We start from the raw sequence: 24,859 nt of genomic DNA, 5'->3' as shown, positions 1-24,859 counted from the left end.
TCTTTTTCAGTGTCCATTTTATAAGTTATGGGGGTACTTTTTTACATTTTATAAAAAAGCGTACCGATAACTTATTCTCACTTAGTTTCGGAAGTCGAGCAGGCGGTCGCGGTAGTACCCGTACTGCGCCCGGCGTACCTCGATTTCGGCGGGGATACCGTCGGTGAGCGATTTCGTTAGGGAGTCGAAGCGGTCGAGGATGTCGACGACCTTCTGCTGGGTGCCGATGGATGGGGCGGGAATCTCGACCCTCGATAAGTCCACAAGCGCGGCTTCGATTACCTTTTTCGGTTTAGCGTATTGCTCTTCAGATCATCGTGGTGTGCTCGTAGCCGCGCTCCACGAGGAGCCGCTCGGCAACGTCGAGAATCTTCTCGACCGTCTCCTCCGGGTACTTATTGCGTGCCACGGGCACCTCCGTCCTTGTTATCGCGATAAACATACCATGAGTGGCGTACGGGTCGAGAAGGGCTGGCGCCAAAAGAGCCCAACGGCCGTTACGGCTTCGTTAGAAACGCGCCCCACCATGGATGGTGAACCCGAAAGGTAAGGCGCGCGGGCACGGCGACTCGGCCCGCGCGCCCGGAAGAGAAAGGACGAACCCATGGGTTACATGCTCGAGACGCGCGGGCTCACCAAGCGCTTCGGCCGCGGCGACCAGGCGCAGGATGCCGTGGCCGACGTGAGCCTTCATATCCGCGAGGGCGAGGTGTACGGGCTGCTCGGCCCCAACGGCGCCGGCAAGTCGACAACGCTCAAGATGATCTGCGGGATGCTGCGGCCGACGGCCGGGGAGATCCTCTTTGCCGGGCACGCTTGGCGCCGCGAGGACCTCTACGCAATCGGCAGCCTCATCGAGGAGGCGCCGCTCTACCCCAACCTCACCGCACGCGAGAACCTGCGCGTGCGCACCACGCTGCTGGGCCTTCCCGAGAGCCGCGTAGATGAGGTGCTCGCCGCCGTAGACCTCGCGGACACCGGGAAGAAGCGCGCCGGGCGCTTCTCGATGGGCATGCGGCAGCGCCTGGGGCTCGCGCTGGCGCTGATCGCCCGGCCACGCCTGCTCGTGCTCGACGAGCCCACCAACGGCCTCGACCCCATCGGCATCGAGGAGCTGCGCGACCAGATCCGCGGCTTCGCGGCGGCGGGCACGACGGTGATCGTCTCGAGCCACATCCTCTCCGAGGTGCAGCAGATGGCGGACACCATCGGCATCATCTACGGGGGGCGCCTCGCCTACGAGGATGCGCTTCGGTCCGGGCAGGACCTCGAGGAACTCTTCATGAGCGTCTGCCGGGAGGGGCGTCGAGCGCGCGGGGAGGTGGCGGCATGACGGGCGAGAAAGGCGGCCTGCTCGCGGGCCTGCGCGCCGAGGCCCTGAAGTCGCGCCACGCGGCACCGGTTCGCCTGGCCGTGCTCATGGCGCTGCCGATGCCGCTGCTCGGCGCGATGCCCTACCGGGGCGTGCAGATCTTCAGCGCGTGGAACTACTGGTACGCGCTCTTCCTGCCCGTGTCTCTCTCGCTCGTGGTGGCGTGCGTCGCGCGGGCGGACGCGCGCACGCGGATGCGGGGGCTTCTGGGCCTGGGCTTCCCGCTCGGGCGCGCCTGGTGGGCCAAGGCGCTCTGGTGCCTCGCGCTCTGCACGCTCTCGAACCTCGTGGTCTTCGGCATCTACCTCGCGGGATCGGCGTTCTCCTCGCAGGGCCTCACGGCCGCGGGCACGTTCACGATGCTCCTCTGCGCGCTCGCCAACACGGTGACCGCGGCGTGGATGATCCCCGCAGGGCTCTTCCTCACGGCGCGGCTCGGCATGCTCGCGGGCATCTTCTGCCCGCTCGCCGCGCAGCTCGTGGGTGGGTTCGCCTGGTCGCTGGTGCCGCTGCCGCAGCTCTTTCCGCCGTCCGCGGGCATGGTCATCCCCACGAGCTTCATCCCCGTGCTGCCGAGCGGCGAGCCACTCGCGGCGGACATGGCGCTCGGCGGGGCGCTTGCGGCGGACGGCATGCTCACGCTGGCGGGCCTTGCGGTCTGCGCGCTCGCGTTCGCCGCGCTCACGGCGGCGGGCGCGGCCTGGTTCGCGCGCTCCGAGGAGAGGTGATGGCCATGACACGAATCTCCGACCCGACGCCGCGCATGACTCTCCCGCGGGCCCTGCTCTCCGAGGCCCTGCGCCTGGCGCGCTCCCCGCTCACGGCGGTGCGCCTCGTCTGCGGCCTGGCAGCCGGTCTTGCCTGCGGCGAGTACTTCTCCGTAACCCGATGGGACCCGGCGCTGGGCGCGGACGCCTACGTCCAGTTCCTCGGCGCCCTCATGCCGCTCATGTCCGCCATCGTCTGCGGGCTCGCCGTGGACGAGGAGCGCGCTGCCGGGCGCCTCGCCAACCTCACGGCGGTCCCCTCGCGCGTGCGCGCCGTCGCGGCGAAGCTGCTCGCCCTTGCGGCGCTCGGCGCGGGCGCGCTGGCCGTGGCGCTCGGCGTGTTCGGGGCCGTGCTCGCCGTCGCCGGGCGCCTGCCGCTCGGGCCCGCTCCGCTTGCGGCCGCCTGGGCGGGCATCGTGCTGGGCAGCCTGCCCCTCTACGCGCTGGGGCTCGGCGTGGCCCTGCGCCTCGGCCGCAACGCCGCCATCGGCGCCGGCGCGGCGGGGATGCTCCTCGCGTTCTTCTCAGTGGGCGGACTTGCGCACGGCCTCATGACCGGCGAGCTCACCGGTGCCCTGGCGACGCCTCTGAGCTGGGTGCCGCCCGCCTGGCCCGCGCGCCTGGGGTCGCTCGGGGTAGAGGCCTTCATCGACGCCGCACGCGCGGCGAGCCCTCTCCTCACGACTGCGCTCGCTGGCCTCGTGCTCGCCCTGGCAGCCGCCGCCGTCCTTCTGGCCTGGTTCTGCCGCTTCGAGGACGGGAGGGTAGATGCGTAGGAAGCCGCTCGCCGCCGTGCTCGTCCTCCTCTCCGCAGCGCTCGTCCTGGGCGGGAATGCCCTGCTCGACGCCGGCTGGGGGTCGGCGCTGCGCTCGATCGCCGACCGCGTGCTGCCCAACCCTGAGATCACCATGTGAGCGCCCGCGCCCGAGCCCGGCAGCCACGCGAGCTCCTACGCCGACGCCACCGGGGCGCGGGCGAACTACGTCTACCTGGTGGACGCGGCGGACGACAGGGGCAATGTCCGAGAGCTCCAGCTCATCTTCTTCGGACGGGAGTCGGACGGCGAGGGCTGGCTCGAAATCGAGGCGCGCGGCGGCTCGGGCGTGCGCTACCGCGCGTGCGATGCGGCCGAGGCGCGCGCGGCTCGGGCGTGCGCTACCGCGCGTGCGATGCGGCCGAGGCGCCCGCGGCTGCGCGCGGGGCTCTGGACCGCTGAGCGCGGCGCTAGTACAATTCCGACGGAAGTTTCAGGAGGTCGAACATGGCGAGGATACTGGCAGTGGATGATGAGCGGGCGATCCTCGACGCGCTCGCGCGCGTCCTCGGCCGCGACGGCCATGAGGTCGTCAAGGCAGCGGACCCGACGGCGGTCCCGGGGATGGACCTCTCGCGCTTCGACCTCGTGCTCTGCGACGTCATGATGCCGGGGCTCGACGGCTTTGAGCTCGTGCGGCAGATCCGCCCGGACTTCGACGGGCCCATCATCTTCCTGACCGCGCGCGTGGCCGAGGAGGACGCCGTGGCCGGCTACGGCCTGGGCGCCGACGACTACGTCCGCAAGCCCTTCGGGGCCGCGGAGTTGCGCGCCAAGGTCGCGGCCCATCTACGCCGTGAGCGCCGGCCGCGCTCGCACGCCCTCTCCTTCGGGGAGGTGCGGATCGACCTCGGGGCGCGCGGCCTCGCCGTGGGTGGCAAGGCCGTGCCGCTCACGCCCACCGAGTACGCCATCTGCGAGTACCTCGCCCGCCACCCCGGGCAGGTCATGAGCCGCGCACAGATACGCGAGGCGGTGCTCGGCTGGGGGAGCGACGCCGACGACACGGCCATATCCATGCAGGTCAGCCGCGCCCGGAGGAAACTCTCCGAGGCCGGCGCCGATCCAATCGCGACCGTCTGGGGGATGGGGTACAAGTGGCAGCTTTGAGGACCGGGGCGCGAGGTCGCGGGGGCATGCCGCTCTCCTTCGTCATCGCGCGCTACTTCGCCTACGCGTTCGCGGCGGTCGCCACGGCGTGGCTCGCCTCGTTCATGGCGCTCTCCGCGGCGATCAACGCGGGCTTCGTTTACGAGGCAAGCTGGGGGCCGGCCAATGCGCGCGAGGTCGCGGAGGGCCTGGCACGCGACGGCGTCTGCGGGCAGCAGGACGTGCCGACGGCGTACCGCTACCTCATCCTGAACAAGGACGGACACGTGCTGATGACAGACCTCGAGGGCACGCGGCTCGAGGACGCGACGGAAATGGCCCGTGCGGCACTCGCCGCGGATCCGGGCACAGTGGAGATTGAGGGCGGGGACTCGGCCCTCACCTACGCCGCGTTCCCGCTCAAGGGCGGCGGGGCCTGCGCGCTCGTCAGCGAGTACCTGCCGCAGTGGGTCTCGCGCGACCTCGCCGGCCTGCTTCCCAACCCGCAGAACCTCATGCTCGTCGGCGCCGCTGCGGGAAGCGCGCTCGCGCTCGCGCTCGTGGCGCACCGCGCGAGCCGCGTGATCTCGCGCAAGATGGAGCCGCTCGCGGAGGCGGCGGAGCGCGTCGGCGCGGGGGAGCTCGACTTCGCGGTCGGCAGCACCAACGTGCGCGAGGTGAACGACGTCCTCGCCGCGATGGACGCCATGCGGGCCTCCCTCGCCGAGTCGCTCGAAGCCCGCTGGGCCGCGGAGCGGGGGCAGCGCGAGCAGGTGGCGTCGCTCGCCCACGACCTCAAGACGCCGCTCACCGTGCTGCGCGCCAACGCCGACTTCGTGGCGGAGGAGCTGGAAGACGAGAAAGACGCCGACCTCGCGGCCGCCGCGCGCGACATAGCCGGCAGTGTCGAAAGGCTCGACGGCTACGTGCGCCTGCTCATCGAGGCCTCGCGCGGGTCCGGCGGGGCTGAGAGGGCCCCCATGCGGCCGGCCGAGCTCTGCGAGCAGGTCCTCGCCGAGGCCGCCCAGATCGCCCGGGCGCGAGGCGTGACGCTCGACGCGACCACGGGCCCTGCTGTCGCGGGCGCGCCCGAGGCCCCGCTCGACCGAACCGCCCTGGCGCGAGCCGCCGCGAACCTCGTGGCCAACGCCGCCGAGCACGCGCGCTCGCGCGTGGCGGTCTCCTGCGACGTCGAGGGCGGCCACCTCGTCATCGAGGTGGCCGACGACGGACCGGGCTTCTCTCCCGCCGCCCTCGAACGCGGCTGTGAGCGCCTCTTCACAGACGACTCCTCCCGCTCCTCGCGCGACGGAGGCCGCCACTACGGGCTCGGCCTCCACGCCGCCTCCGAGGCCGCGAGCGCCCACGGGGGCTCCGTCTCGCTCGCCAACAGCCCCTCGGGCGGCGCGGTGGCCACCATCGCGGTCCCCCTGTGAGGGCCTGACGACTCAGGCCCTCACACCAGCGTGCCTCGCAATCAAACGCTTCCCGGATAATAATACCCGTTGCAGGGATCGCCCTGTCTAGTCGCCGCCCATGTGCATGAGCATGTCAGCGATGCGAGTCGCCATCTCGTCCGCCGCTGCACGGATGTTGGCGACCCAGGACGCAAGGCCGGCCTGATCGGATGCCTCCGCTTCAAGCACGTCGCAGTTCGCGGTCACCGCCATGAGCGGGGTGACGAGGTCGTGCGAGGCGGTGCAAACGAACGCGCGCTCCCGCGCCTCGGCCTCCGCCACCGGTCGCATGGCGCGTCCCGTTGCCGACTACGCCACGGTGAGCCCCCAAAAAGCCGAAGCCATCGGCGTCACTCGCTTCGCTAAATCAACTTTATGGGATGACGGATCACGGTCTTGAGCTTCTCCGGCGCGCACTTGCGCGGGTCGGAGAGGTAAATCTCGTGATGCAGACGGGCTTCGGAGAAGTCGGGGGCGTAGCCCCGTTCCGCCGCGAATGTGCGCATGGCGTCTATGGTCGCCGGCTCGTCGTCGTAAGGCCCGGTATGCATGCACTGAACGCAAAGGCCCTCGTCGACCCTCAGCAGCTCGACCGCCGAGAAGTCCAGCTTCTTCTTGGCGGCAGCTTCCGAAACTGCCCAGTCGAAGTCCTCGCGAGTGACGAAATCGGGCAGACGGATGCACGAGATGAAGTTGAAGTCATCCTTCCGCGCATAATCAATCTCGCCATCGGTGCGGTCTTGCCACCAGAAGCCCTCGAGCGGAGGCACGACGAAGTCGAAATAGCCTTCGATCTCTCGCGGGCCCTTCTTCGACATCTTGATGGTATAAGCGACGCCGTAGAGCAGCGGCAACGCGTTCTGGTACTCGCCGCCTTCGGTATTGGGATTGCCCTTGCCCCGCACGGCGACGTAGCTCATAGGCGGAACGGTTACGACGCTCGGCTTGCCGGACGGCCTGTAGAGCTCCCTGAACTCCTTCTTGAAATCGTATGCCATCGCAACAAACCTCCCTGAGCTTGGGTTTCCGTCGATATCCGACCAAATATAGCAATGGGCGCGCCTTCGGAAGAGGCCGCGCCCATTGCAGGATATTATAACACAGAATCGAACGTCTGTTCTATTCCCACTCGATCGTCGCGGGCGGCTTAGACGTGATGTCGTAGCACACGCGGTTGGCGCCGGGGACCTCAGCAACGATGCGGCCGGAGATGCGGGCCAGGACGTCGTAAGGCAGTTTGGCCCAGTCGGCGGTCATGGCATCGCTGGACTCGACGGCACGCAGGATGATCGGACGCTGGTAGGTGCGCTCGTCGCCCATAACGCCGACGGACTTAATGTCGGGCAGAACCGCGAAATACTGCCAGCAGCTGTGCTCGGAGTTGCGCTCGCCGGTCTGCTCAAACAGGCGCTGGTTGTAGGCATCCAGCTCCTCGCGCACGATAGCGTCGGCGTTCTTGAGGATCTCGAGTTTCTCCTTGTCGACCGCACCGATGATGCGGATGGCAAGACCCGGGCCCGGGAAAGGCTGGCGGAACACGATGTGACCCGGCAGGCCCAGTGCCAGACCAAGCGCGCGGACCTCGTCCTTAAAGAAGTGGTCGAGCGGCTCGATGAGGTCGAAGTGCACGCCCTCGGGGAACGGGATCAGGTTGTGATGGCTCTTGATGGTGGCCGTCTTGCCGCCCGTCTTGCGAGCGCCGGACTCGATGATGTCGGGGTAGATGGTGCCCTGAGCCAGGTACTTGACCGGCTTGCCATCGGTCTCGAGCTGCTGCGCCACGGCGAAGAACTCTTTCCAGAACTGCGTACCGATGATGCGGCGCTTCTCCTCGGGCTCGGTCACACCGGCCAGAAGCTCGGCATAACGGTCCTCGGCGTGGACGTGGATAAAGTCGACGTCAAACTGCTTGGTGAAGACCTCCTCCACCTGCTCAGGCTCGCCCTTGCGCAGCAGGCCGTGGTTGATGAACACGCAGGTCATCTGCTTGCCCACGGCGCGAGCACCCAGCGCAGCCACGACGGAGGAGTCGACGCCACCGGACAGGGCCAGAATCACGCGGTCGTCGCCGACCTTCTCGCGGAACTCGGCCGTCATGGTCTCGACCAGGTTGTCCATGCTCCAGTTGGGCTCCAGGCCGCAGATCTCAAACAGGAAGTTGCTCAGCAGCTGCTGACCATACTCGGAGTGCTTGACCTCGGGGTGGAACTGCGTGGTGAAAATCTTGCGCTCGACGCACTCCATGGCGGCAACCGGGCACACGTCAGTGCTGGCGGTAACGGTAAAGCCCTCGGGCACCTCGGAAACGGCGTCGCGGTGGCTCATCCACACGGTCTGCTCCATGGGCGTGGAGTTAAAGAGCTTGGCGCCGGCCGTGCGCGTGATGGTGGCGCGGCCGTACTCGCCCACCTCGGAGTGGCCGACCTTGCCGCCGAGCGTCACGGCCGTGATCTGATGGCCGTAGCAGAAGCCCAGGACGGGAAGGCCCAGGTCAAAGATGGCGGGATCTATAGACGGAGCGTCCTCGGCATACACGGAAGCCGGACCGCCGGAAAGGATGAGCGCAGAGGCGTTCATCTCGCGAATCTCGTCGGCCGAGATGTCGCAGGGGACAATCTCGGAATACACGTTGAGGTCGCGGACGCGACGGGCAATGAGCTGACCGTACTGCGCACCAAAGTCGAGTACGAGGACCTTTGCGGAAGCCTTTTGATCCATGGTTCCCCCTCTTGTTGGCGGGGAGCCGGTGCCCACCCGCGTGAATGAACGAAAATAGCCTTCATAGTGTACACGTTATATGGGGTTTCTCGCCCCTCGCAGCCATCAGCGCACGGCAAACGCACGACCTGGGCCCCTGTTTGACGGCAATTGAAGTGTTTTCAAACGTTACAGATGATGTAATACGTTTGAACATTGGACGCCCTGTGCCACAATACTGCCGAACGACTCCGCCTCTGCGGCGGCAAATACGATAGGAATACCAGCATGAAGCGCATCCTTCTCATCGCCACGGGCGGCACCATCGCATCGACCGAGGACGGCAACGGCCTCTCCCCCGCCCTGACCGGTGAGGAGCTCGCCCAGAGCGTCCCCGAGATCTCGGGCCTCTGCGAGCTCGACGTCGTGCAGCCCATGAACATCGACAGCACCAACATGCGCCCCAGCGACTGGATGTGTATCCGCGACGTCATCGTCAAGGGCTATGCCGACCACGACGGATTCGTGATTCTACACGGCACCGACACCATGAGCTACACCGCGGCGGCGCTTTCCTATCTGATTCAGGACAGCCCTAAGCCTATCGTGCTCACCGGCTCGCAAAAGCCCATGGGCAATCCCTTTACCGACGCCAAGCTCAACCTGTACCAGAGCCTGCTCTATGCGCTCGACGAGCATTCGCACGACGTTTCGATCGTGTTTGGCGGCGTCGCCATTGCTGGCACGCGCGCCCGCAAGCAGCGCACCATGAGCTTTAACGCGTTCATTAGCGTCAACTATCCGCCCATTGCCTACATCCGCAACGACCGCATTGTGCGCAACGGGCTTCACGGCACTCATCAGAATGAGAGCCCGGTGCGTTTCTACGACAGTATCAATCCGCGCGTATTTGTCCTTAAGCTGACGCCCGGCGTGAACCCGGGTATCCTGGACGCCCTAGCCGATAGCTACGATGCTGTAATTCTTGAGACCTTTGGCATTGGCGGTATTCCCGAGTTTGGCGAGTCCGGCGATTCGTTCCAAGAGGCAATTTTCCGCTGGGTCGATTCGGGTCGCACCGTCGTTATGACCACGCAGGTCCCCGAGGAGGGCCTTGACCTGGGTGTTTATGAGGTCGGCCGAGCTTACGCCGATCATCCGGGTATTTTGCGCGGCGACGATATGACCACCGAGACGCTCGTGGCCAAAACCATGTGGGCGCTCGGCCAGTCACGCGATGCCGCCGAGATCCAGCGCCTGTTCTACAGCCAAGTCAACCACGACCGTATCCCGATGGCGTAATTCAGTTGTCGACGGGTATCCCCTATTCGATGCCCTCGAGAAGCTCTGACACCGTCATGCCGAGTGCGGGCGCGATCTTAAATAGAACCTTGAGCGTGAAATTTGCCGTCCCATCTTCGATTCGATCGAGGTAGGGTCGGCTGATTCCTGTCGCCACACAAAAATCAACCTTGGAGATACCAAGGTCCCTGCGTGTCTCTTCGACCCGCCTGCCAAGAATCTGTTTCGCACGTTCGTCCATGCAGCCGAGTTTGAAATGGAGCCGAACATAAACGTAAACTATAGTTTACGTTTTGCCGAATACACAGGAGTTTTCTATGTCGGGTTCTTCGGTCCGCATGTACCGAGCCACGCTTCGCACAAACAGCGCACCGCCCAAGCTCGTCGTCGTTGAAGCAGAAGCCCTTTCGCCCGATGAGCGCACGGCATTTGCATTGCTATCAAGTCGCGTCGCCGCCATTCTGGTCCCTTGCCCGGCGCAAGGTGAACTTGCCATCCAATGCCAAGCGCACAGCTGCTCGCTCAATCAGGCTGCCGTGATCGCAACCAGCCAACGCGGTCTGCCCCTTCTCCTGGAAGCCGGTATCGCACTCGCCCTTCGCGGCGCCGGATACGAAAACGAGGCCGCCGCCGACATGGTCTTTAAACCACGATCGAGCGGCGGCCTCGCAGCAGCCATTGAATATGCGTGCAGGCTCGTTGCCTAAAAGGACAAGCTAGAAACCAAAGCCAAAGCCCGTTCCAGTAATCGCCGAGTACATAAAGTAAACGTTGATCACGTTGAGGAACACACCCGTGATGCAACCGTTGCACAGGTAGCGCTCGCACACGATGCGCGCCATGGCGGCGGAGTCATCATTATTTTTTGCCTGGCGTCCCGCCGTAAAGTACGTCGCCACGCTCAGCAGCAGATTGAGTACCGGCAGCGCCAACAGCTCGTAGCTCTTGCCCCAGCGCGTCACCTCGCCGGCGGCGTTAAACTTCGTTGCCACCTCGGGGCCAATGTTGGGGATAACACACGCTGCAACCACCAGCGGGATCACCGCAAGTACGAGCAGCGCAATACCCATGTACCCAGCTTTTTTGCCGTATTTAAACATATGCGTCGCCCTTACACGTTAAAGCGGAAGTGCACGACGTCGCCATCGGCCATGACATAGTCCTTGCCCTCAATACGCAGCTTGCCGGCGGCCTTGGCGCCCTGCTCGCCGCCGAGCTCGATGTAGTCGTCGTAGCCAATGACCTCGGCCTTAATAAAGCCGCGCTCAAAGTCGGTATGGATAACACCGGCGGCCTGCGGAGCGGTCGCGCCCTGACGAACCGTCCAGGCCTTGACCTCCATCTCGCCGGCCGTAAAGAACGACTGCAGACCGAGCAGCTTATAGGCCGCCTGCGCGAGCACGTCCAGACCGGGCTGTTCCAGGCCCAGGCTTTCCAGGTAGTCGGCGGCGTCCTCGGGATCGAGCTCGGAAAGCTCGGCCTCGATCTTGGCGCAGATCGGCAGCGGCTTGACGCCGTCGATGGGCGCCAGATCGTCGTTGAGCATATCCTCGTCCACGTTGGCCACATACAGGATGGGCTTCATGGTGAGCAGGAACAGCCCCTTGGCGGCGGCACGCTCCTCGTCGGTCATCTCCATGGATGCGGCGCGCTTGCCCTCGTTGAGCCAGGCAAGCAGGCGCTTGGCAACCTCGAACTTGGGCATGAGCTCCTTGTCGCGCTTGGCCTCCTTCTCGAGCTTAGGCAGCTGCTTCTCGAGCGTGCCCATGTCGGCCAGGATGAGCTCGGTCATGATGGTGTCGGCATCGCCGGCGGGATCGACGAACTCGCCCGTGCGGCCCACCTCACGCATGACGTTGGGGTCCTTAAAGTAGCGCACGACCTCGCAGATGGCGTCGGTCTCGCGAATGTTGGCCAGGAACTGGTTGCCCAGGCCCTCGCCCTCGTTAGCGCCCTTCACCAGACCTGCGATGTCGACGAACTCGACCGTCGCCGGCACAATGCGACCCGGGTTAACGATGTCGGCAAGCTTTTGCAAGCGGCTATCGGGCACGTCGACGATACCCACGTTGGGGTCGATCGTGGCAAACGGGTAGTTGGCGGCAAGGCCGGTCTTTTTGGTAAGCGCGGTGAACAGCGTCGACTTGCCCACGTTGGGCAGGCCCACGATACCGATGGAAAGGGACACGACAGCTCCTTTTGGTACAGGTACTTCAAACCGTATAAGTATAGCGCCGCCGCAGCATCCGGGCGAATCCGGACACCGCGGCGGCGCAAATGAAGCAGAGATAGAGCTCGCTGACTAGTCCGCGAGCTTCTCCACCTGGTCGAGCATCTTGTCCAGCTTGGCCTTTGCCTCGGCCTTGACCTTCTGGGCCTCTTCGTGGGCCTTGGCCTTCTGAGCGGCCTTTTCCTCGGCCTCGGGGTCGACAACGACCAGATTGGACGCATCGTGCTCGACCAGCTTGAGCGCATGCTCGGGGCACACCTTGACGCAGGCTCCGCAACCTAGGCAATACGTGGACTCCAGTGCAAAGCGACCGCTTCCCACCAAATCGCAGGCAAACGTGGGGCACACGTTGACGCACTCGCCGCATGACGTGCACTTGTCAAAATCGCATTCCGGTGTGCTCACCTGCATATTCTGGGCAAGCTCGGGGTGGTTCTGCAGCGTCGAGAGCACCAGCTGCCGCCCGTGCGTGAGCGAACGGCGACGCTTGGTCGTCGTGGTGCCGCACATGGTGTTGAGCGTACGCTCGAGCTGGGTAATCTGATGGCGATGAGCCTTGAGCTTTTGCGTCACCGAGGCCAGCGCCGCCGTCGCCGGATTGAGCTTGGTCACCGTTAGGCCCGTGGTGCGGGCAATCTTTTCCATGTACTCCTTGCGCTCGTACTCGCGGCGCTTATGGCACTTGAGGCTCTTGGGGTCGACCTCTAGGCCCATACCCGTGCCAGACCACTCTTCGGCCTTCGCAATCGCCTCGCCAAGAATGTCCTCACCGCCGGTGTTGCGGCATTTATCGCACACGCCCAACGGCAGGTACACACTCACGTTGGGATAGTCGGCCAGTACCGAGAACCAGGTCTCCGCCGTAATATCGCCCACGCAGGCAACGACGACTTCGTTTTCGCGCGGCATGCGCTTAAGGGCACGCGTGCAGGTAACGTAGGCGGTCTCGTGGCTCGTAGCCGCCGAGACAATGTCGTCGTAGACGTTTTTGGGTGCAAGGCGCGGAGAGATGATCGCCTCCGTCGGGCAAGTAGCGGCGCACAGGCCGCACTTGCGACAGGAGTCGAGGATCTCGATGGAGTCTTCCTCGACCTCGATAGCGTTGACCGGGCACACGTCCATGCACGCGGTGCAGCCGCTCTTTTCGTTTTTGCAGGTCAAGCACGGAATGGTGTTGCCGCGCGGGCGCTCCTTGTAGTCGGCAGGATTCCACTGCGGCGCCGATGGATCGAGTGCATCGGTCACGCCGCCAAGCGGGTTTTTAAGAAAGTCGAAACCCTTGCTGATCTCGATAATGTCATCAAACAGATCGTGTTCCTGCGCCATGCGCGGCCCCTCCCTGAGCAGTGCAAACAAGCAAGAGATAATGATACGCTATCGGCCCACGCCTCGGGCAAATTACACGCGGAGCATCTTTGCGGCAAATAGCCCATGGCCTATCGCCGCCTCGATTGCACAAGGTCAATCAAGTGCCAAGCTATGCCTCGCACATGAGCTGCACGAGCTTTTGTCTGGTCACCTTGGCCTGCTCGTTGGCCATATTGCGCTCGTTTCTAAAGACCGCATCCGCAACGCTCATCAGGTCGGTATCGGAAATCTCGCCAAGTCCCAGCTCCGCGAGCGTCGTCGGTAGACCAACGCGCTGGCAAAACTCGAGCACCTGATCAAGCTCGGGCGCACGCTCCAGGCGCAGCTGCACCACCAGGCCAAATGCCACGGCCTCACCATGCATGGCCTTGCACTCGGGCAGAATCGTCAGGCCGTTGGCTATGGCATGGGCAAGCGCTAAGCCACCACTCTCAAAGCCAACACCCGAGAGCAGAATATTGCACTCGATCAGGCGCTCAACCGCTGGCGATGTACGGCCCTTTTTGAGATCGCGCTTGGCAGCGACGCCGCACTCCATGAGTGTGTCATAGCAGGCACGAGCCGCAACCAAGGCCAAGTGTCCCGGCGCGCCACCGTGCTCGTTGGCGCCGTGCGCCGCGGCGCACGAACGCGCCTCGAAATACGTTGCCAGCGCATCGCCCATACCAGCGACCGTCATACGCAGCGGGGCCGCCGCGACCACGTTGGTATCGACCACGACCAAGTCTGGATTCTTCTCGAGCATCAGGTAGCGGTCGAACGACCCATCCTCGTGATACAGCACCGAAATCGCGCTGCACGGACCGTCCATCGACGCCGCCGTGGGACATACACACAACGGCAACTCGGCATAAAACGCAACGGCCTTGGCGATATCGAGCATCTTGCCGCCGCCAATGCCCACCACCATGTCGCAATACTCGGCCCGGGCTTCCTTGGCCATTTCGACAACGGCATCTTCCGTACACGGACCGTTGTAAATCTTAAAGAACGGCTCGCTTAGATCTTCATCCAGAAATCCATCGACGATCTGCCTGCACAGCCGATCCTCGGTGCCCTGGTCAAACAAGACATAGGCAGCGCAGCCCAACCATGACAAATACCTGCCCTGGCGCGAAAGCTCCCCCGGTCCCTGAACATACCGACCGGGGCCGCCATAAACCATAGGAAGCGCCATACGAGAATCCACCCTTCATCAAACAACGATGGGTGCAAAGTACCCTGACCCCTTTGCACCATAGCAAAAAGGGGCAAAGCCATCTGTTGGCTTTGCCCCTTCCTTAGCTTGATTTACTCATCCATGAGATAGTAGTGGCCCAGTGCGTCGGCACCCAGGATGGCGTTTGCGACCATCTCGGGCGTCACCTCAAACGGCATATTGCACATGGTGTCCTCGGGCGCGCACGCGGCCTCGGCAACAATCATGGCCTGCTCGCGCGTAAGCTCGGCAACGCCAAGTTCCTTCATCGTGACCGGCAGGCCCAGCTCAATGCAGAAGCCCAAGACTTCCTCGAGCTTCTCGGTCGGGGCATCCTCGAGTACCAGCTGGACGATAGTGCCGAAGGCGACCTTCTCGCCGTGATACATGCTGTGGCACTCGGGCAGCATCGTCAGGCCATTGTGGATGGCATGAGCGGCAGCAAGGCCCGAGCTCTCAAAGCCAATGCCCGAAAGCAGCGTATTGGCCTCGATGATGTGCTCGACGGCAGGCGTGAGCGCACCCTTCTCCAGCGCAACCTTGGCCTTGACGCCATCGGCCATAAGCGTCTCGTAGCAGAGCTTGGCGAGCGCCAGACCAGCCATGCTGCCCTTGCCGCCAGCGCAGGTGCCGCCGTCGGCATCGTGCGTCGCCTGGGCCTCGAAGTAGGTTGCGAGCGCATCGCCCATACCGGAAACCGTCAGGCGCACCGGGCTCGCCGCGATAACCGTCGTATCCATCAGGACGATATTGGGGTTTGCCTTAAGGAAGAGGTACTTATCGAACTGGCCGTCATCGGTGTAAAGCACCGAAAGCGCCGAGCACGGTGCATCGGTCGAGGCAATGGTGGGGCAAATGATAACCGGGGACTCCAGGTAATAGGCGACGGCCTTCGCGGTGTCGAGGATCTTGCCGCCACCGACGCCGACGATGATGTCGCAACCGTTGTCGCGAGCGAGCGCAACCAGGCGATCGACCTCGCCCTTGGAGCACTCGCCGTTAAAGTCCTCAAACAGCAGCTCGGCCTTGGCCTCGGCAAAGCCGCCCTCGATCTTGGCACCGACGCGCTTCTTGCCCGAAGGCGTCACGATGACGAGGGCCTTAGCGCCGAGCGGCTCGACATAGGAGCCGAGCTTGGCGAGCTCGTCCGGACCCTGGATGTACTTGCTGGGGCTATTGAAAATTGCAGCCATAACTATCCCATTCTCTAAAAGAAAAAAGAAAGGGGCTCCGTACAGATACGTGCGGAGCCCCTCGTTACGATAACAAGAGTCGATTAGAAATCGATGTCGGTGTCGTAGTAGCAGGCCTTGAGGATCTTCTCGAAGTCGGCAGCCTTGGTCTCACGCGGGTTCTCGGGCGTGCAGGCGTCCTGCTCGGCGTTCGCGGCGATCTCGGGCAGCTTGGCGAGGAACTCCTCCTCGGAAACCATCTGCGGGTTCTCGGCGTCGACCTTCACGCCACCATTCGCGTAATCCTTGATGGACTGCGGAATGTTGAGCTGGTCGTTGAGGTCGCGAATCTTCTGGACGAGTGCAGCGATGAGCTCCTCGTTGGTCTCGCCGGGAAGGTGCAGGATCTCCTTGGCCACGTAAGCGTAACGCTCGGCAGCACGGGGATCCTTGGAGTTCCACTGGATGACCTTGCCCAGGTACATGGCGTTAGCAGCACCGTGGATGATGTGGCCGTTCTCGAAGGCAGCACCGGTCTTGTGAGCCATGGAGTGAACGATGCCGAGCAGGCCCGAGGAGAAGGCGATACCGGCGATGCACTGAGCCTCGTGCATGTGCTGACGGGCCTCATGGTCGCCAGCATAGGACTTGGGCAGCCACTCGACGATCTCGCGGATGCCGTGCAGAGCGTTGGCGTCGGTGAACATAGAGGCGCAGGTGGAAACGTAGGCCTCCATGCAGTGGGTCAGAGCGTCCATGCCGGTGTGAGCGCACAGCTTGGCGGGCATGGTGTAGGTGAGCTCGGGGTCGACGATGGCGACATCAGGGGTGATGTTGAAGTCGGCCAGCGGGTACTTGATGCCCTTGGCGTAGTCGGTGATGACGGAGAAGGCAGTGACCTCGGTAGCGGTACCGGAGGTAGAGGAGATGGCGCAGAAGTGAGCCTTCTGACGCAGCTCGGGGAAGCTGAACGGCTGGATGATGTTATCGAAGGACTCCTCGGGATACTCGTAGAAGACCCACATGGCCTTAGCGGCATCGATGGGCGAGCCGCCGCCGATGGCGATAATCCAGTCGGGCTCGAACTCGCGCATGGCCTCGGCGCCCTTCATGACCGTCTCGATGGACGGATCGGACTCGACGCCCTCGAACAGCTTGACCTCGAAGCCGCCCTCTTTGAGGTCGGCCTCGACGTCCTGCAGGAACCCGCCGCGACGCATAGAGCTGCCGCCAGAAACGATGATGGCCTTCTTGCCCTTGAGGTTCTTCACCTCGTGGCGAGCGCCCTCACCAAAGTACAGATCGCGAGGATTGGTAAAACGTCCCATACTGTGCCTCCTAAACAAGCCCCTCTTAGACTTGCGTATATAACGGAGCACCCAATTGGCTCCGTTAGGACCGGTTTGCGCGTTGCCGGCGATGACAATGCGCGATGTCTAAACGTCTCAACGCTCAGACAAACACTATTTTACCGTTCTGGTTGGTCAGTTATTCACCTAAAGCCGCCAATGATGAAACGTTTTTTCTATCCCTGAAGACCCTTGTGCGGCATTCATACTCCCAAGCTGGGCAAACGTTTTATCAAGGTTGACTACATATCCTGGGCAGGACGGTGCCCCTCCAAAATATGCACCGTTCGCCGCCAAAAATCGACCGTTTGCGGCACCGTGATACCACTCGGTCGTCCAAGGTGCCGACATTTGTGCGACATCCGTCTTCGTGGTGCAAAGGTGCAAGTCCAAGTGCGGCACCCCCGGTGTGCCACATGCGGGTAAACTAGAACCTTATATAGAAACATTTGAACCCTAACCGCAGCAAAGGAGGCCCCATGGCATTCGATCCCATTCAAGAGGATTGCCATCGCCTCGTTCTTGAGGCCTTGCGCCGCGACAATATCCCGCTCACCGACGCTGCCGCCGTAGAGCGTCTGATGGAACAATTCACCCGCAACCCCGCACCGCTCATCGTGCACGACCGCGACCGCGCCGGGCACCTCATTGCCAAGGTGGTCGAGGCTGTCGACTACCGCATTCCCTTTATCCCTGACGATACCCAGGCAGAGCAAGAAGAGACAGCTGCCGAGAACATGCTCCGCGAGGCGGCCGCACTCGATCCGGCCAACTGGGACGCTCAGCGCATGCTGACCGCCCTCACCGCCGAATCCAACGAGGAATACGTACAGTACCTGGTGTCCAAGTGCGATGAGGTCGAGCACGACCTAGCGCTCAAAATCGCCTCGGCCCAGGACCCCTACGAGCGCGAGGCCGCAGGCGACCTTACGCGCCGCCCCTATCTGCGCTGGCTTGCCGCCTTGGCATCGCGCGCCCTCATTAGCGGCCGCTATCGCATGTCGCTCGAAGCCGCGAATCGCAGCTTGGACTTTGCGCCCAACGACCCCGCTGGTGTCCGCCACACCGCGATGCTCGCCATGGCAAAGCTCGAATACCCCGCCGAGGAGCTCAAGCGCTTTCGCTCCGCTCACTCCGTGCCGTACCTCGCGAATACCCCACTGCGCCGCCGCCCCAAAGATGCGGAGCGCGACTTGGACCCGTGGACGCTCATCGCGCTGATGAGCACGGCTTGGCGCGAACTGGACTACGAGGGCGCCGAGCACTACCTGCGTATCCTTGTGCGCTCGTGTCCGCACGCAGCCGAGGCACTCTACTTCCAAACCGAGTTTCCCGATGGCGTCTATGCCCGCGTCAACGTAGGCGTAGGCTCCACCGACGAGCTTGTCCTCGCGCTGTCCGAGGCGACGCCGGTGCTGCAGGAGGGCCTGGGCGCCCCCGACAACGCCAGCTTTGCCGCCTGGGTCGCCACCAACGATATCGTGCGTTCCCAGATCGACGAGCGCATCCTGCGCGCAGCCGAGCAGGGACTTCCATTTAAGGGAGGGGACCTCTAATGGATCCGAGCGTCTACATCCCCGCCTACCTGGAGCGCACCTATCTGGCGTCGCACCCCGAGCTCACCGATGCAGCACGCGAGCTTGTCCATAACGACATTAGCGCGAATCCTCAAAAGTATGCGCAGTCCGAGCATGCCCAAGCGCTGCTGTCCTATGCCGGTGTTCATCGCCACCTGCTCGACGAGCTCCATCGCATCGAGGACATGGGCAGCGACGAGGAGTTTGAGCAGACGCGCAACCGCCTGTTCGACGATATGCGTGATGAACTGCTCAAGATCGTCCGCGTCGATGCGCATGTCCTCGATGCCCAGCTGCTCGCCATCATCCTGGCCGACATGCCCGTTGACGCCTGCCTGGGCGACCTGATGAAGCTCGAGGCGACCACGGCCGATTACCTGCAGCAAAGCGTGCCCGGGTTCGACATGGAAGCCCCGCACTACTGGGCCAACAAAGTGCTGACAGACAGCGTGACGGCGGCCGATCTCACCGTGAGCGAGCCGGCTCTTATCGGGTGGCTTCATACGCTCGAGGCCATCTCGCAGCTGTGCATGGCGAGCGCCCGCTACCGCGCTGCCGCCAACTACGCCCGCCGCGTCCTTAAGGCAGAAGGCTATCCCACCCGAGCCGCAGGCACCGTGTTGCTCGCCCTCGCTCGTCTGGAAGATCAGGACGGCTTTTTTGCCCTAGCCCACCAGCTCGAGGAAGAGATCGGGGCAGACGCACTCGAGAACTCTCCTTGGTATCTGCTCGCCCGCACGATTCTGCTGTTCAAAACGAACAAGATGCGCCCGGCGACACGCGCGCTGCGCGAGTTTGCTAACCGCTGCGAGGGCGGCGCGTTCTTCTTGCTGAACCCCATGTACCAGACGCCGTACCTTCCCTGCCGGCCCGAGCCACGCGATCCCTGGGATCTTTCGCACCAGGCCGTTTGGGAAGCGGACGGCATTATCTCGGATACCCCCGACTTTGCCCCCTGGGCCAATGCCTGCGAAGACGTATCGCAGCTTGCCCAGGAATTTGCGCGCCGCTACGGCTTTTAGCGACGCGATCGCCCCGACCATGTCATCTATGTTAGGAACGGCTTCATGAACTTCCGCTCATCTCTTGCCTGCACCTCGAGCGATATCGCTCGCTGGGGACTGCGCTCTGTCCTCAAACGCCAGGGTGGCGTGCTTCCCGGCCGCATCGCCATGAAAATCGACCCCGAGCTGCTAAGCGACCTCGCGAGCCTGGTCGACCGCAGCGTGGTGATCACCGGCACTAATGGCAAGACCACCACCTCCAACCTCATCGCCGATGCCGTTGCTGCCAGCGGTGCTACCGTGGTGTGCAACCGTGCCGGCAACAATATGGAACCTGGTGTGGTGGGTGCTCTGCTCGAGGCCCGCGGCGGCCTTAGGCACACCAGCAGCGGCAAGCGCGTGGGCGTTTTTGAGTGTGACGAGCTCTACACCGTACGCGTTCTGCCCAAGCTCAAGCCGACGTACTTTGTGCTACTCAACCTGTTCCGCGACCAGCTAGACCGCTACGGCGAGATCGATCACACCCAGGAGGTCATCGCCCATGCGTTGGAGCTCTCGCCGACAACAACGCTTATCTACAACGCCGACGACCCGCTGTGTGCCTCGATTGCCGCGCGCGTCCCTAACACGAGCATCGCCTTTGGCATCGACGGCGCCACGGGCACCGAGTCCGATCGCATTAGCGACTCGCGTTTTTGCTCGCAGTGCAACGCGCCGTTGGAGTACGACTATGTGCAGTATGGTCAACTCGGCGCCTACCATTGCCCCTCGTGCGGTTGGGCACGCCCCGCACTGGTCCGCCGTGTGACGGGCGTGGAGCTCGGCTGCGACGGCTACGGCTTTGACCTGGTCTTTGGATCTGCGTCCGACGCAGCTGCCGTACACATCGCCACGCGCTACAACGGCCTGTACATGGTCTACAACGTTGCCGCCGCCTTCTTTGCGGCGCGCGAGCTGGGCGTAGACGCGGCGCATCTGCAGCCCACGCTCGATGCCTATGTCCCCGCCGGCGGACGCATGGGCCGCTGGGAGATCGCCGGCCGTACCGTCGAGGCAAACCTGGCCAAAAATCCCGTAGGCTTCGATCGACAAATCCAGTCCATCAAGACGGCAGGCGGCAGACTCTGCGCTTTCTTCCTCAACGACAACGACGCCGACGGCCACGATGTATCGTGGATCTACGACGTCGACTTTGAGCGCATCGCCGACACGCCGGGTCTTGTCGCCTTTGCCGGAGGCACGCGCGCGCACGACATGCAGGTGCGCCTCAAGTACGCCGGCATCGATGCCGCGATTATCTCGGACGTCGCGCAGGCAATTGGCGCCGTGGCAGACGAGGCCGCCGATGACACCTTCTACGCCGTCGCCAACTACACGGCCTTCCCGCCGCTGGTCAAGGAGCTCGACGGGCTGAAAGGCGCCACCGCCGACGCTGTTGCTGGGCGCGCCGTAGCCCGTGCCGACGGCAGCGCTCTTCCTGTCGGTATCGCGCCAGTCGAGCTTTCGCGCCCGCTGCGCATCGTCTACCTGTACCCCGATGCCCTCAACCTCTACGGCGACGGCGGCAACGTTATCGCCCTCGAGCGCCGCTGCGCCTGGCGTGGCATTCCCGTGCGCGTGGACGAGGTCCGTATGGGCGAAACGCTTGATTTGACCGATGCCGATATCGTCATGATGGGTGGCGGCTCCGACCGCGACCAGCTAGCCGTGGCACACGAGCTGCTCGCCCAAAAAGACAAGGTCGCATCCTATGTTGAGGATGGCGGCTCGCTGCTCGCCATCTGTGGCAGCTATCAGCTGCTCGGCCGTTCGTACTATATGGGCGAGGATCGCATTGAGGGTCTGGGGGTCATTGCCGCCGAAACCGTACGCGGCTCCGACCGCCTGATCGGCAACGTAGCCGTCAAAACCGACCTGGCACCTGAGCCCTTTGTGGGATTCGAGAACCATGGCGGCTGCACGCTTTTGGACGCCGATGCCACGCCGCTCGGAACGTCCGTCGTCACGGGCACCGGCAACAACGGCGACGATGGCTTTGAGGGCCTGATCTACAAGGGCGTCATCGGCACGTACCTGCATGGCCCGGCGCTGCCCAAGAACCCCGAGCTCGCCGACTGGTTGATCGCCCATGCCCTCGAGCGCCGTGGCGATGCACAGGCTGCCGCCCTGCTGCCGCTCAAGCCCCTCGACGACACCTACGAGCACGCCGCCCACGACGCCGCCATGAAGCTCCTCCCCTAGCACCTCACCACCACAAAGGGGACAGGCACCTTTGTGGTGGTTTTTCAGTTTGCCAACGATATGTGAACGGCTAAAAAAGTCTGCTATACTCTTTCCCGCTGTCCCCATCGTCTAGCGGCCAAGGACGCCACCCTTTCAAGGTGGATATCGCGGGTTCGAATCCCGCTGGGGGCACCATTTGAATTGAAGAGCCCGTTACCCTCGCGGTAGCGGGCTTTTTGCTACCCATGCGCCGGGATTCGAACCCGACAGGGTGCGGAGCTGAGGAAACGCGAAGCGTTTTCCAGCGCAGCACGCAAGGAGCGAAGCGACGCAGCGAAAGCGGGCGGCGCCAGCCGCACGCGGACATCCCGCTGGGGGCACCATTTGAGATGTGAAGCCCGTTACCAATTCGGTAGCGGGCTTTTTGCTACCGATATGCCGGGATTCGAACCCGGCAGGGTGCGGAGCCCGGCATCATCGCAAGGCCCGTGGGCAAAAAATGGCAAATATGAGTACTGCTACCATTTTAGTTACAGCGATTTCATGCCATCAGAAGGCGATTTAGACGCCAGGGGTCCTACGGCGGAAAAATTGCAGACGTTTATCGGCTAAGTACTTGGACATATGTTGCGTAACACTGCATATTTTGCAAATAAATAATGCTACAGGACTTGTGACAGTACTCATATTTGACGTTTTTTGCCCACAACCCTTTATACCTAGGCGAATCGGCGGCAAAACGGGCTTCAAAGCGCCCTTCGCAAACAAAAACCGGGGCCAGCATGATGCGGACCCCGGCTCAATACCGTGACGATATGTCAGTTACGCTCTATACGTAGAACAGGATGTCGTCGTAGGTCGGGACCGGCCAGTAGTCGGCGGCCACGATCTCCTCCATTGCGTCCACGGCAGCACGCAGCGCATCCATAGCGGGAACGACCTCGTGCGCGTACACGTTGGCCTGCTCCTGACCATCGAGGCCCTCGGCCTTCTGATGCACGGCGTCGAGCGCCTTGATGGAGTCGTTGATGGTGGTGATACCGTTGCAGAGCTTGTTGAGCGTGTTCTGCTCGCACTGCATGGCGGCCTCAGCACCGGCGGCACGTATAGTCTCAAGGCCCTTAGCGACCTTGGTGGCATAGGCGGTAATGACCGGGCGATAGGTACGACGCGCCTCGCGAACCATCGTGGTGGCCTCGATGTTCATGAGCTTGTTGTACTTCTCGAGCTTGCAATCGTAGCGGCACTGAGCCTCGGCCTTGGTCAGGACACCCGTCTCCTCAAAGAGCGCAATGGCCTTATCGGAAACAAAGGCGGGCAGGGCGTCGGCCGTGGTCTTGTTGTTGGCAAGACCACGCTTCTCGGCCTCAACGGGCCACTCGTCGGAGTAGCCGTCACCGGAGAACAGGATGCGCTGGTGGTCGGTCAGGACCTTCTTGCAGTACTCGAGCGCAGCGTCCTGGAACTCATCCTCGGGCGTACCCTCAAGCGCGTCGGCGAAGGACTTGAGCGACTTGGCCACGGCGGCATCCAGCACCAGGTTGGAGTCGGAGACGTTCTGCTCGGAGCCGCAGGCACGGAACTCGAACTTATTGCCGGTGAAGGCAAACGGGGAGGTGCGGTTGCGGTCGGTGTTGTCCTGCATCAGCTTGGGCAGGGTATCGGCGCCCAGGTCGAGCACGCCGCGCGTGGCATGGACGGAAGCCTTGCCATCGATGATCTTCTCGACGACCTCGGTAAGCTGGTCGCCCAGGAAGATGGACATAATCGCCGGAGGAGCCTCGTTGGCGCCCAGACGATGGTCGTTGCCGGCCGAGGCAACGGAGGCACGCAGGAGCTCCTGATAGTTATCGACGGCCTCGATCACCGCGGTGAGGAAGACGATGAACTGCAGGTTGTCGAGCGGGGTGTCGCCCGGATCGAGCAGATTCTCGGACTCGGTGCCAAGCGACCAGTTGTTGTGCTTGCCCGAACCGTTGATGCCCTCGAAGGGTTTCTCGTGCAGCAGGCAAACCAAGTCGTGGCGGGAGGCGATGAGCTTCATTTTCTCCATCATGACCAGGTTCTGGTCGATGGCCTCGTTGACTTCGCCATAGACGGGGGCGAGCTCATGCTGGCAGGGAGCAACCTCGTTGTGCTTGGTCTTGGCGGGAATGCCGAGCGCCCACAGCTCATCGTCCAAGTCCTTCATGTAGGCCGAGACGGTGGGGCGGATAGCGCCAAAGTAGTGCTCCTCGAGCTCCTGACCCTTGCATGGAGCAGCACCAAAGAGGGTGCGGCCGGTAATGACCAGGTCCTTGCGCTTGCGGTAGGCGTCCTTCTTGATCAGGAAGTACTCCTGCTCGTCGCCCACGGAAGGAACGACCTTCTTGGGGGTCTTACCGAACAGCGCCAAAACGCGCTTAGACTCACGCGAGAGCGCGGTCATGGAACGCAGCAGCGGGGTCTTCTTGTCCAGGGCCTCGCCCGTGTAGGAGCAGAAAGCCGTGGGGATGCACAGGACATCGTCCTTGATAAAGGCGGGGCTAGTGGGATCCCAAGCGGTGTAGCCACGGGCCTCGAAGGTGGCGCGCAGGCCGCCGTTGGGGAAGCTGGAGGCATCGGGCTCGCCCTGGATGAGGTTCTTGCCCGTAAACTTGGTAATGGCGGTGCCGTCGTGGTTGGGCTCCAGGAAGCTGTCGTGCTTCTCGGAAGTAATGCCCGAAAGCGGCTGGAACCAGTGCGCGTAGTGCGTCGCGCCCTTGGAGATGGCCCAGACCTTCATGGCATGGGCAACGGCGTTGGCCACATCCAGGTCGAGCGGCTCACCGCCCTCGAGGGTTGCAGCAAGGCGCTTCCAAATGTCCTTGGGGAGGTAGTCCTTCATGACTTCCTCAGAGAACACCATGGTCCCGAAGCGGTCAGTAAGTTCGGCCATACGGAACTCCCTTCGTATCGGCACCGCGTGAGAAGCGGTGTTGATTACTAACGAACGAGTCATAGCTTAGACTCGCCGTGTTTCCGCGACATTACCGTTATGTTGCTGTCGCGAAACCAATCAATGAGGTTACCCTATCGAGGCGGCGTTGCCACCCTCAACAGCCAATCAACTGCATAAATTGCAGACCTCTCCCCATGGTTTAAGGGTAGTCAATTTGGGATGGAGCTCTATTAACTGGTATTTTGCATCAGATACCAGTCTTTATAGTCCGTGCCTAGATTAGCCGCTCTGTTATAGAGAAAGCCGATAGCAAGGCATC

Annotated in this window: 24 protein-coding genes and 1 tRNA gene; 12 read left to right on the top strand and 13 right to left on the bottom strand. The window is 63.1% G+C overall.

Annotated features, from left to right (window positions below; translation table 11 throughout):
* Positions 1 to 81: 81 nt before the first annotated feature.
* Positions 82 to 264 (bottom strand): restriction endonuclease subunit S, encoded by a 183-nt coding sequence (locus AB5Z20_RS04475; RefSeq protein WP_368156411.1) that lies wholly within the window; start codon positions 262 to 264, stop codon positions 82 to 84.
* A gap of 43 nt (positions 265 to 307) precedes the next feature.
* Positions 308 to 409: a TetR/AcrR family transcriptional regulator gene (locus AB5Z20_RS04470; RefSeq protein ID WP_218565035.1), complete on the bottom strand. Its 102-nt coding sequence runs from the start codon at positions 407 to 409 to the stop codon at positions 308 to 310.
* Positions 410 to 604: 195 nt separating this feature from the next.
* On the opposite strand from AB5Z20_RS04470, the gene AB5Z20_RS04465 reads away from it, so the two are divergent.
* The 6 genes from AB5Z20_RS04465 to AB5Z20_RS04440 all read left to right on the top strand — a co-directional run bounded on the left by AB5Z20_RS04465 (position 605) and on the right by AB5Z20_RS04440 (position 5,479).
* On the top strand, positions 605 to 1,333 hold the full coding sequence (locus tag AB5Z20_RS04465) for a lantibiotic protection ABC transporter ATP-binding protein (protein ID WP_343006673.1): 729 nt from the start codon (positions 605 to 607) through the stop codon (positions 1,331 to 1,333).
* Positions 1,330 to 2,100: a hypothetical protein gene (locus AB5Z20_RS04460; RefSeq protein WP_368156410.1), complete on the top strand. Its 771-nt coding sequence runs from the start codon at positions 1,330 to 1,332 to the stop codon at positions 2,098 to 2,100. Before AB5Z20_RS04465 ends, AB5Z20_RS04460 begins: the two co-directional genes overlap by 4 nt.
* Positions 2,100 to 2,915 carry a lantibiotic ABC transporter permease gene (locus tag AB5Z20_RS04455; protein ID WP_368156409.1) on the top strand — a complete coding sequence of 272 codons (816 nt, stop codon included), beginning with the start codon at positions 2,100 to 2,102 and terminating at the stop codon, positions 2,913 to 2,915. The genes AB5Z20_RS04460 and AB5Z20_RS04455 overlap by 1 nt, the downstream gene beginning before the upstream one ends.
* Positions 2,908 to 3,054, top strand: a complete 147-nt coding sequence (locus AB5Z20_RS04450) for a hypothetical protein (protein ID WP_368156408.1) — start codon at positions 2,908 to 2,910, stop codon at positions 3,052 to 3,054. Before AB5Z20_RS04455 ends, AB5Z20_RS04450 begins: the two co-directional genes overlap by 8 nt.
* 347 nt (positions 3,055 to 3,401) lie before the next feature.
* Positions 3,402 to 4,064, top strand: coding sequence for a response regulator transcription factor (locus tag AB5Z20_RS04445; protein ID WP_368156406.1), 663 nt, complete (start codon positions 3,402 to 3,404; stop codon positions 4,062 to 4,064).
* A gap of 26 nt (positions 4,065 to 4,090) precedes the next feature.
* Positions 4,091 to 5,479: a sensor histidine kinase gene (locus AB5Z20_RS04440; RefSeq protein ID WP_368156405.1), complete on the top strand. Its 1,389-nt coding sequence runs from the start codon at positions 4,091 to 4,093 to the stop codon at positions 5,477 to 5,479.
* Positions 5,480 to 5,566: 87 nt separating this feature from the next.
* Here AB5Z20_RS04440 and AB5Z20_RS04435 read toward each other — a convergent pair whose 3' ends face one another.
* The 3 genes from AB5Z20_RS04435 to guaA form a co-directional block, all read right to left on the bottom strand.
* A complete protein-coding gene (locus tag AB5Z20_RS04435; protein ID WP_368156404.1) occupies positions 5,567 to 5,791 on the bottom strand; it encodes a histidine kinase dimerization/phospho-acceptor domain-containing protein in 225 nt (74 codons plus the stop codon).
* A 71-nt stretch (positions 5,792 to 5,862) separates the two neighbouring features.
* Positions 5,863 to 6,498: a GyrI-like domain-containing protein gene (locus AB5Z20_RS04430; protein WP_368156402.1), complete on the bottom strand. Its 636-nt coding sequence runs from the start codon at positions 6,496 to 6,498 to the stop codon at positions 5,863 to 5,865.
* Positions 6,499 to 6,619: 121 nt separating this feature from the next.
* Positions 6,620 to 8,218 (bottom strand): glutamine-hydrolyzing GMP synthase, encoded by a 1,599-nt coding sequence (gene guaA, locus AB5Z20_RS04425; protein WP_035136929.1) that lies wholly within the window; start codon positions 8,216 to 8,218, stop codon positions 6,620 to 6,622.
* A gap of 267 nt (positions 8,219 to 8,485) precedes the next feature.
* Here guaA and AB5Z20_RS04420 point away from each other — a divergent pair, with 267 nt between their 5' ends.
* A complete protein-coding gene (locus tag AB5Z20_RS04420; RefSeq protein WP_195568504.1) occupies positions 8,486 to 9,499 on the top strand; it encodes an asparaginase in 1,014 nt (337 codons plus the stop codon).
* A 22-nt stretch (positions 9,500 to 9,521) separates the two neighbouring features.
* Here AB5Z20_RS04420 and AB5Z20_RS04415 read toward each other — a convergent pair whose 3' ends face one another.
* On the bottom strand, positions 9,522 to 9,740 hold the full coding sequence (locus AB5Z20_RS04415) for a helix-turn-helix domain-containing protein (protein WP_035136926.1): 219 nt from the start codon (positions 9,738 to 9,740) through the stop codon (positions 9,522 to 9,524).
* 76 nt (positions 9,741 to 9,816) lie between these two features.
* On the opposite strand from AB5Z20_RS04415, the gene AB5Z20_RS04410 reads away from it, so the two are divergent.
* Positions 9,817 to 10,206, top strand: coding sequence for a hypothetical protein (locus AB5Z20_RS04410; protein WP_138111664.1), 390 nt, complete (start codon positions 9,817 to 9,819; stop codon positions 10,204 to 10,206).
* Between the two features lie 9 nt (positions 10,207 to 10,215).
* Here AB5Z20_RS04410 and AB5Z20_RS04405 read toward each other — a convergent pair whose 3' ends face one another.
* From AB5Z20_RS04405 to AB5Z20_RS04380, 6 genes are all read right to left on the bottom strand, one after another.
* Complete coding sequence (locus AB5Z20_RS04405) at positions 10,216 to 10,599, bottom strand: DUF1648 domain-containing protein (protein ID WP_368156400.1); 384 nt, start codon at positions 10,597 to 10,599, stop codon at positions 10,216 to 10,218.
* A gap of 11 nt (positions 10,600 to 10,610) precedes the next feature.
* Entirely contained in the window at positions 10,611 to 11,687 is a 1,077-nt protein-coding gene (gene ychF / locus AB5Z20_RS04400; RefSeq protein ID WP_035136922.1) for a redox-regulated ATPase YchF, read from the bottom strand.
* 114 nt (positions 11,688 to 11,801) lie between these two features.
* A complete protein-coding gene (locus tag AB5Z20_RS04395; RefSeq protein ID WP_195568502.1) occupies positions 11,802 to 13,055 on the bottom strand; it encodes a 4Fe-4S binding protein in 1,254 nt (417 codons plus the stop codon).
* A 151-nt stretch (positions 13,056 to 13,206) separates the two neighbouring features.
* A complete protein-coding gene (locus AB5Z20_RS04390; RefSeq protein ID WP_195568500.1) occupies positions 13,207 to 14,274 on the bottom strand; it encodes a glycerol dehydrogenase in 1,068 nt (355 codons plus the stop codon).
* A 113-nt stretch (positions 14,275 to 14,387) separates the two neighbouring features.
* Positions 14,388 to 15,488, bottom strand: a complete 1,101-nt coding sequence (locus tag AB5Z20_RS04385) for a glycerol dehydrogenase (protein ID WP_138111652.1) — start codon at positions 15,486 to 15,488, stop codon at positions 14,388 to 14,390.
* Positions 15,489 to 15,571: 83 nt separating this feature from the next.
* The gene (locus AB5Z20_RS04380; RefSeq protein WP_035136916.1) at positions 15,572 to 16,795 is read right to left on the bottom strand and encodes an iron-containing alcohol dehydrogenase; all 1,224 of its coding nucleotides are present in this window, start codon (positions 16,793 to 16,795) and stop codon (positions 15,572 to 15,574) included.
* 500 nt (positions 16,796 to 17,295) lie between these two features.
* Here AB5Z20_RS04380 and AB5Z20_RS04375 point away from each other — a divergent pair, with 500 nt between their 5' ends.
* From AB5Z20_RS04375 to AB5Z20_RS04360, 4 genes are all read left to right on the top strand, one after another.
* Entirely contained in the window at positions 17,296 to 18,372 is a 1,077-nt protein-coding gene (locus tag AB5Z20_RS04375; protein WP_035136915.1) for a hypothetical protein, read from the top strand.
* Positions 18,372 to 19,415, top strand: a complete 1,044-nt coding sequence (locus tag AB5Z20_RS04370; RefSeq protein ID WP_138111650.1) for a hypothetical protein — start codon at positions 18,372 to 18,374, stop codon at positions 19,413 to 19,415. The genes AB5Z20_RS04375 and AB5Z20_RS04370 overlap by 1 nt, the downstream gene beginning before the upstream one ends.
* A gap of 45 nt (positions 19,416 to 19,460) precedes the next feature.
* Complete coding sequence (locus AB5Z20_RS04365) at positions 19,461 to 21,638, top strand: MurT ligase domain-containing protein (RefSeq protein ID WP_368156398.1); 2,178 nt, start codon at positions 19,461 to 19,463, stop codon at positions 21,636 to 21,638.
* Between the two features lie 100 nt (positions 21,639 to 21,738).
* Positions 21,739 to 21,815, top strand: a tRNA-Glu gene (locus AB5Z20_RS04360).
* Positions 21,816 to 22,449: 634 nt separating this feature from the next.
* Here the strand turns inward: AB5Z20_RS04360 and AB5Z20_RS04355 are convergent.
* Positions 22,450 to 24,537, bottom strand: a complete 2,088-nt coding sequence (locus AB5Z20_RS04355; RefSeq protein ID WP_138111648.1) for a glutamine synthetase III family protein — start codon at positions 24,535 to 24,537, stop codon at positions 22,450 to 22,452.
* Between the last annotated feature and the right edge of the window lie 322 nt (positions 24,538 to 24,859).

The organism is Collinsella aerofaciens (genome assembly GCF_040910245.1).
Lineage (GTDB): Bacteria > Actinomycetota > Coriobacteriia > Coriobacteriales > Coriobacteriaceae > Collinsella.
This window is presented reverse-complemented; position numbering and strand designations above follow the sequence as displayed.

Excerpts from the sequence above, each read along its gene's own strand:
- AB5Z20_RS04405 (WP_368156400.1), bottom strand. The coding sequence starts at position 10,599 with ATGTTTAAATACGGCAAAAAAGCTGGGTACATGGGTATTGCGCTGCTC.
- AB5Z20_RS04455 (WP_368156409.1), top strand. The coding sequence starts at position 2,100 with ATGGCCATGACACGAATCTCCGACCCGACGCCGCGCATGACTCTCCCG.
- AB5Z20_RS04440 (WP_368156405.1), top strand. The coding sequence starts at position 4,091 with ATGCCGCTCTCCTTCGTCATCGCGCGCTACTTCGCCTACGCGTTCGCG.
- guaA (WP_035136929.1), bottom strand. The coding sequence starts at position 8,218 with ATGGATCAAAAGGCTTCCGCAAAGGTCCTCGTACTCGACTTTGGTGCG.
- AB5Z20_RS04375 (WP_035136915.1), top strand. The coding sequence starts at position 17,296 with ATGGCATTCGATCCCATTCAAGAGGATTGCCATCGCCTCGTTCTTGAG.
- AB5Z20_RS04435 (WP_368156404.1), bottom strand. The coding sequence starts at position 5,791 with ATGCGACCGGTGGCGGAGGCCGAGGCGCGGGAGCGCGCGTTCGTTTGC.
- AB5Z20_RS04465 (WP_343006673.1), top strand. The coding sequence starts at position 605 with ATGGGTTACATGCTCGAGACGCGCGGGCTCACCAAGCGCTTCGGCCGC.
- AB5Z20_RS04460 (WP_368156410.1), top strand. The coding sequence starts at position 1,330 with ATGACGGGCGAGAAAGGCGGCCTGCTCGCGGGCCTGCGCGCCGAGGCC.
- AB5Z20_RS04450 (WP_368156408.1), top strand. The coding sequence starts at position 2,908 with ATGCGTAGGAAGCCGCTCGCCGCCGTGCTCGTCCTCCTCTCCGCAGCG.
- AB5Z20_RS04385 (WP_138111652.1), bottom strand. The coding sequence starts at position 15,488 with ATGGCTGCAATTTTCAATAGCCCCAGCAAGTACATCCAGGGTCCGGAC.
- AB5Z20_RS04410 (WP_138111664.1), top strand. The coding sequence starts at position 9,817 with ATGTCGGGTTCTTCGGTCCGCATGTACCGAGCCACGCTTCGCACAAAC.
- AB5Z20_RS04355 (WP_138111648.1), bottom strand. The coding sequence starts at position 24,537 with ATGGCCGAACTTACTGACCGCTTCGGGACCATGGTGTTCTCTGAGGAA.
- AB5Z20_RS04365 (WP_368156398.1), top strand. The coding sequence starts at position 19,461 with ATGAACTTCCGCTCATCTCTTGCCTGCACCTCGAGCGATATCGCTCGC.
- AB5Z20_RS04380 (WP_035136916.1), bottom strand. The coding sequence starts at position 16,795 with ATGGGACGTTTTACCAATCCTCGCGATCTGTACTTTGGTGAGGGCGCT.
- AB5Z20_RS04420 (WP_195568504.1), top strand. The coding sequence starts at position 8,486 with ATGAAGCGCATCCTTCTCATCGCCACGGGCGGCACCATCGCATCGACC.
- AB5Z20_RS04415 (WP_035136926.1), bottom strand. The coding sequence starts at position 9,740 with ATGGACGAACGTGCGAAACAGATTCTTGGCAGGCGGGTCGAAGAGACA.
- AB5Z20_RS04445 (WP_368156406.1), top strand. The coding sequence starts at position 3,402 with ATGGCGAGGATACTGGCAGTGGATGATGAGCGGGCGATCCTCGACGCG.
- AB5Z20_RS04395 (WP_195568502.1), bottom strand. The coding sequence starts at position 13,055 with ATGGCGCAGGAACACGATCTGTTTGATGACATTATCGAGATCAGCAAG.
- AB5Z20_RS04430 (WP_368156402.1), bottom strand. The coding sequence starts at position 6,498 with ATGGCATACGATTTCAAGAAGGAGTTCAGGGAGCTCTACAGGCCGTCC.
- AB5Z20_RS04370 (WP_138111650.1), top strand. The coding sequence starts at position 18,372 with ATGGATCCGAGCGTCTACATCCCCGCCTACCTGGAGCGCACCTATCTG.
- AB5Z20_RS04390 (WP_195568500.1), bottom strand. The coding sequence starts at position 14,274 with ATGGCGCTTCCTATGGTTTATGGCGGCCCCGGTCGGTATGTTCAGGGA.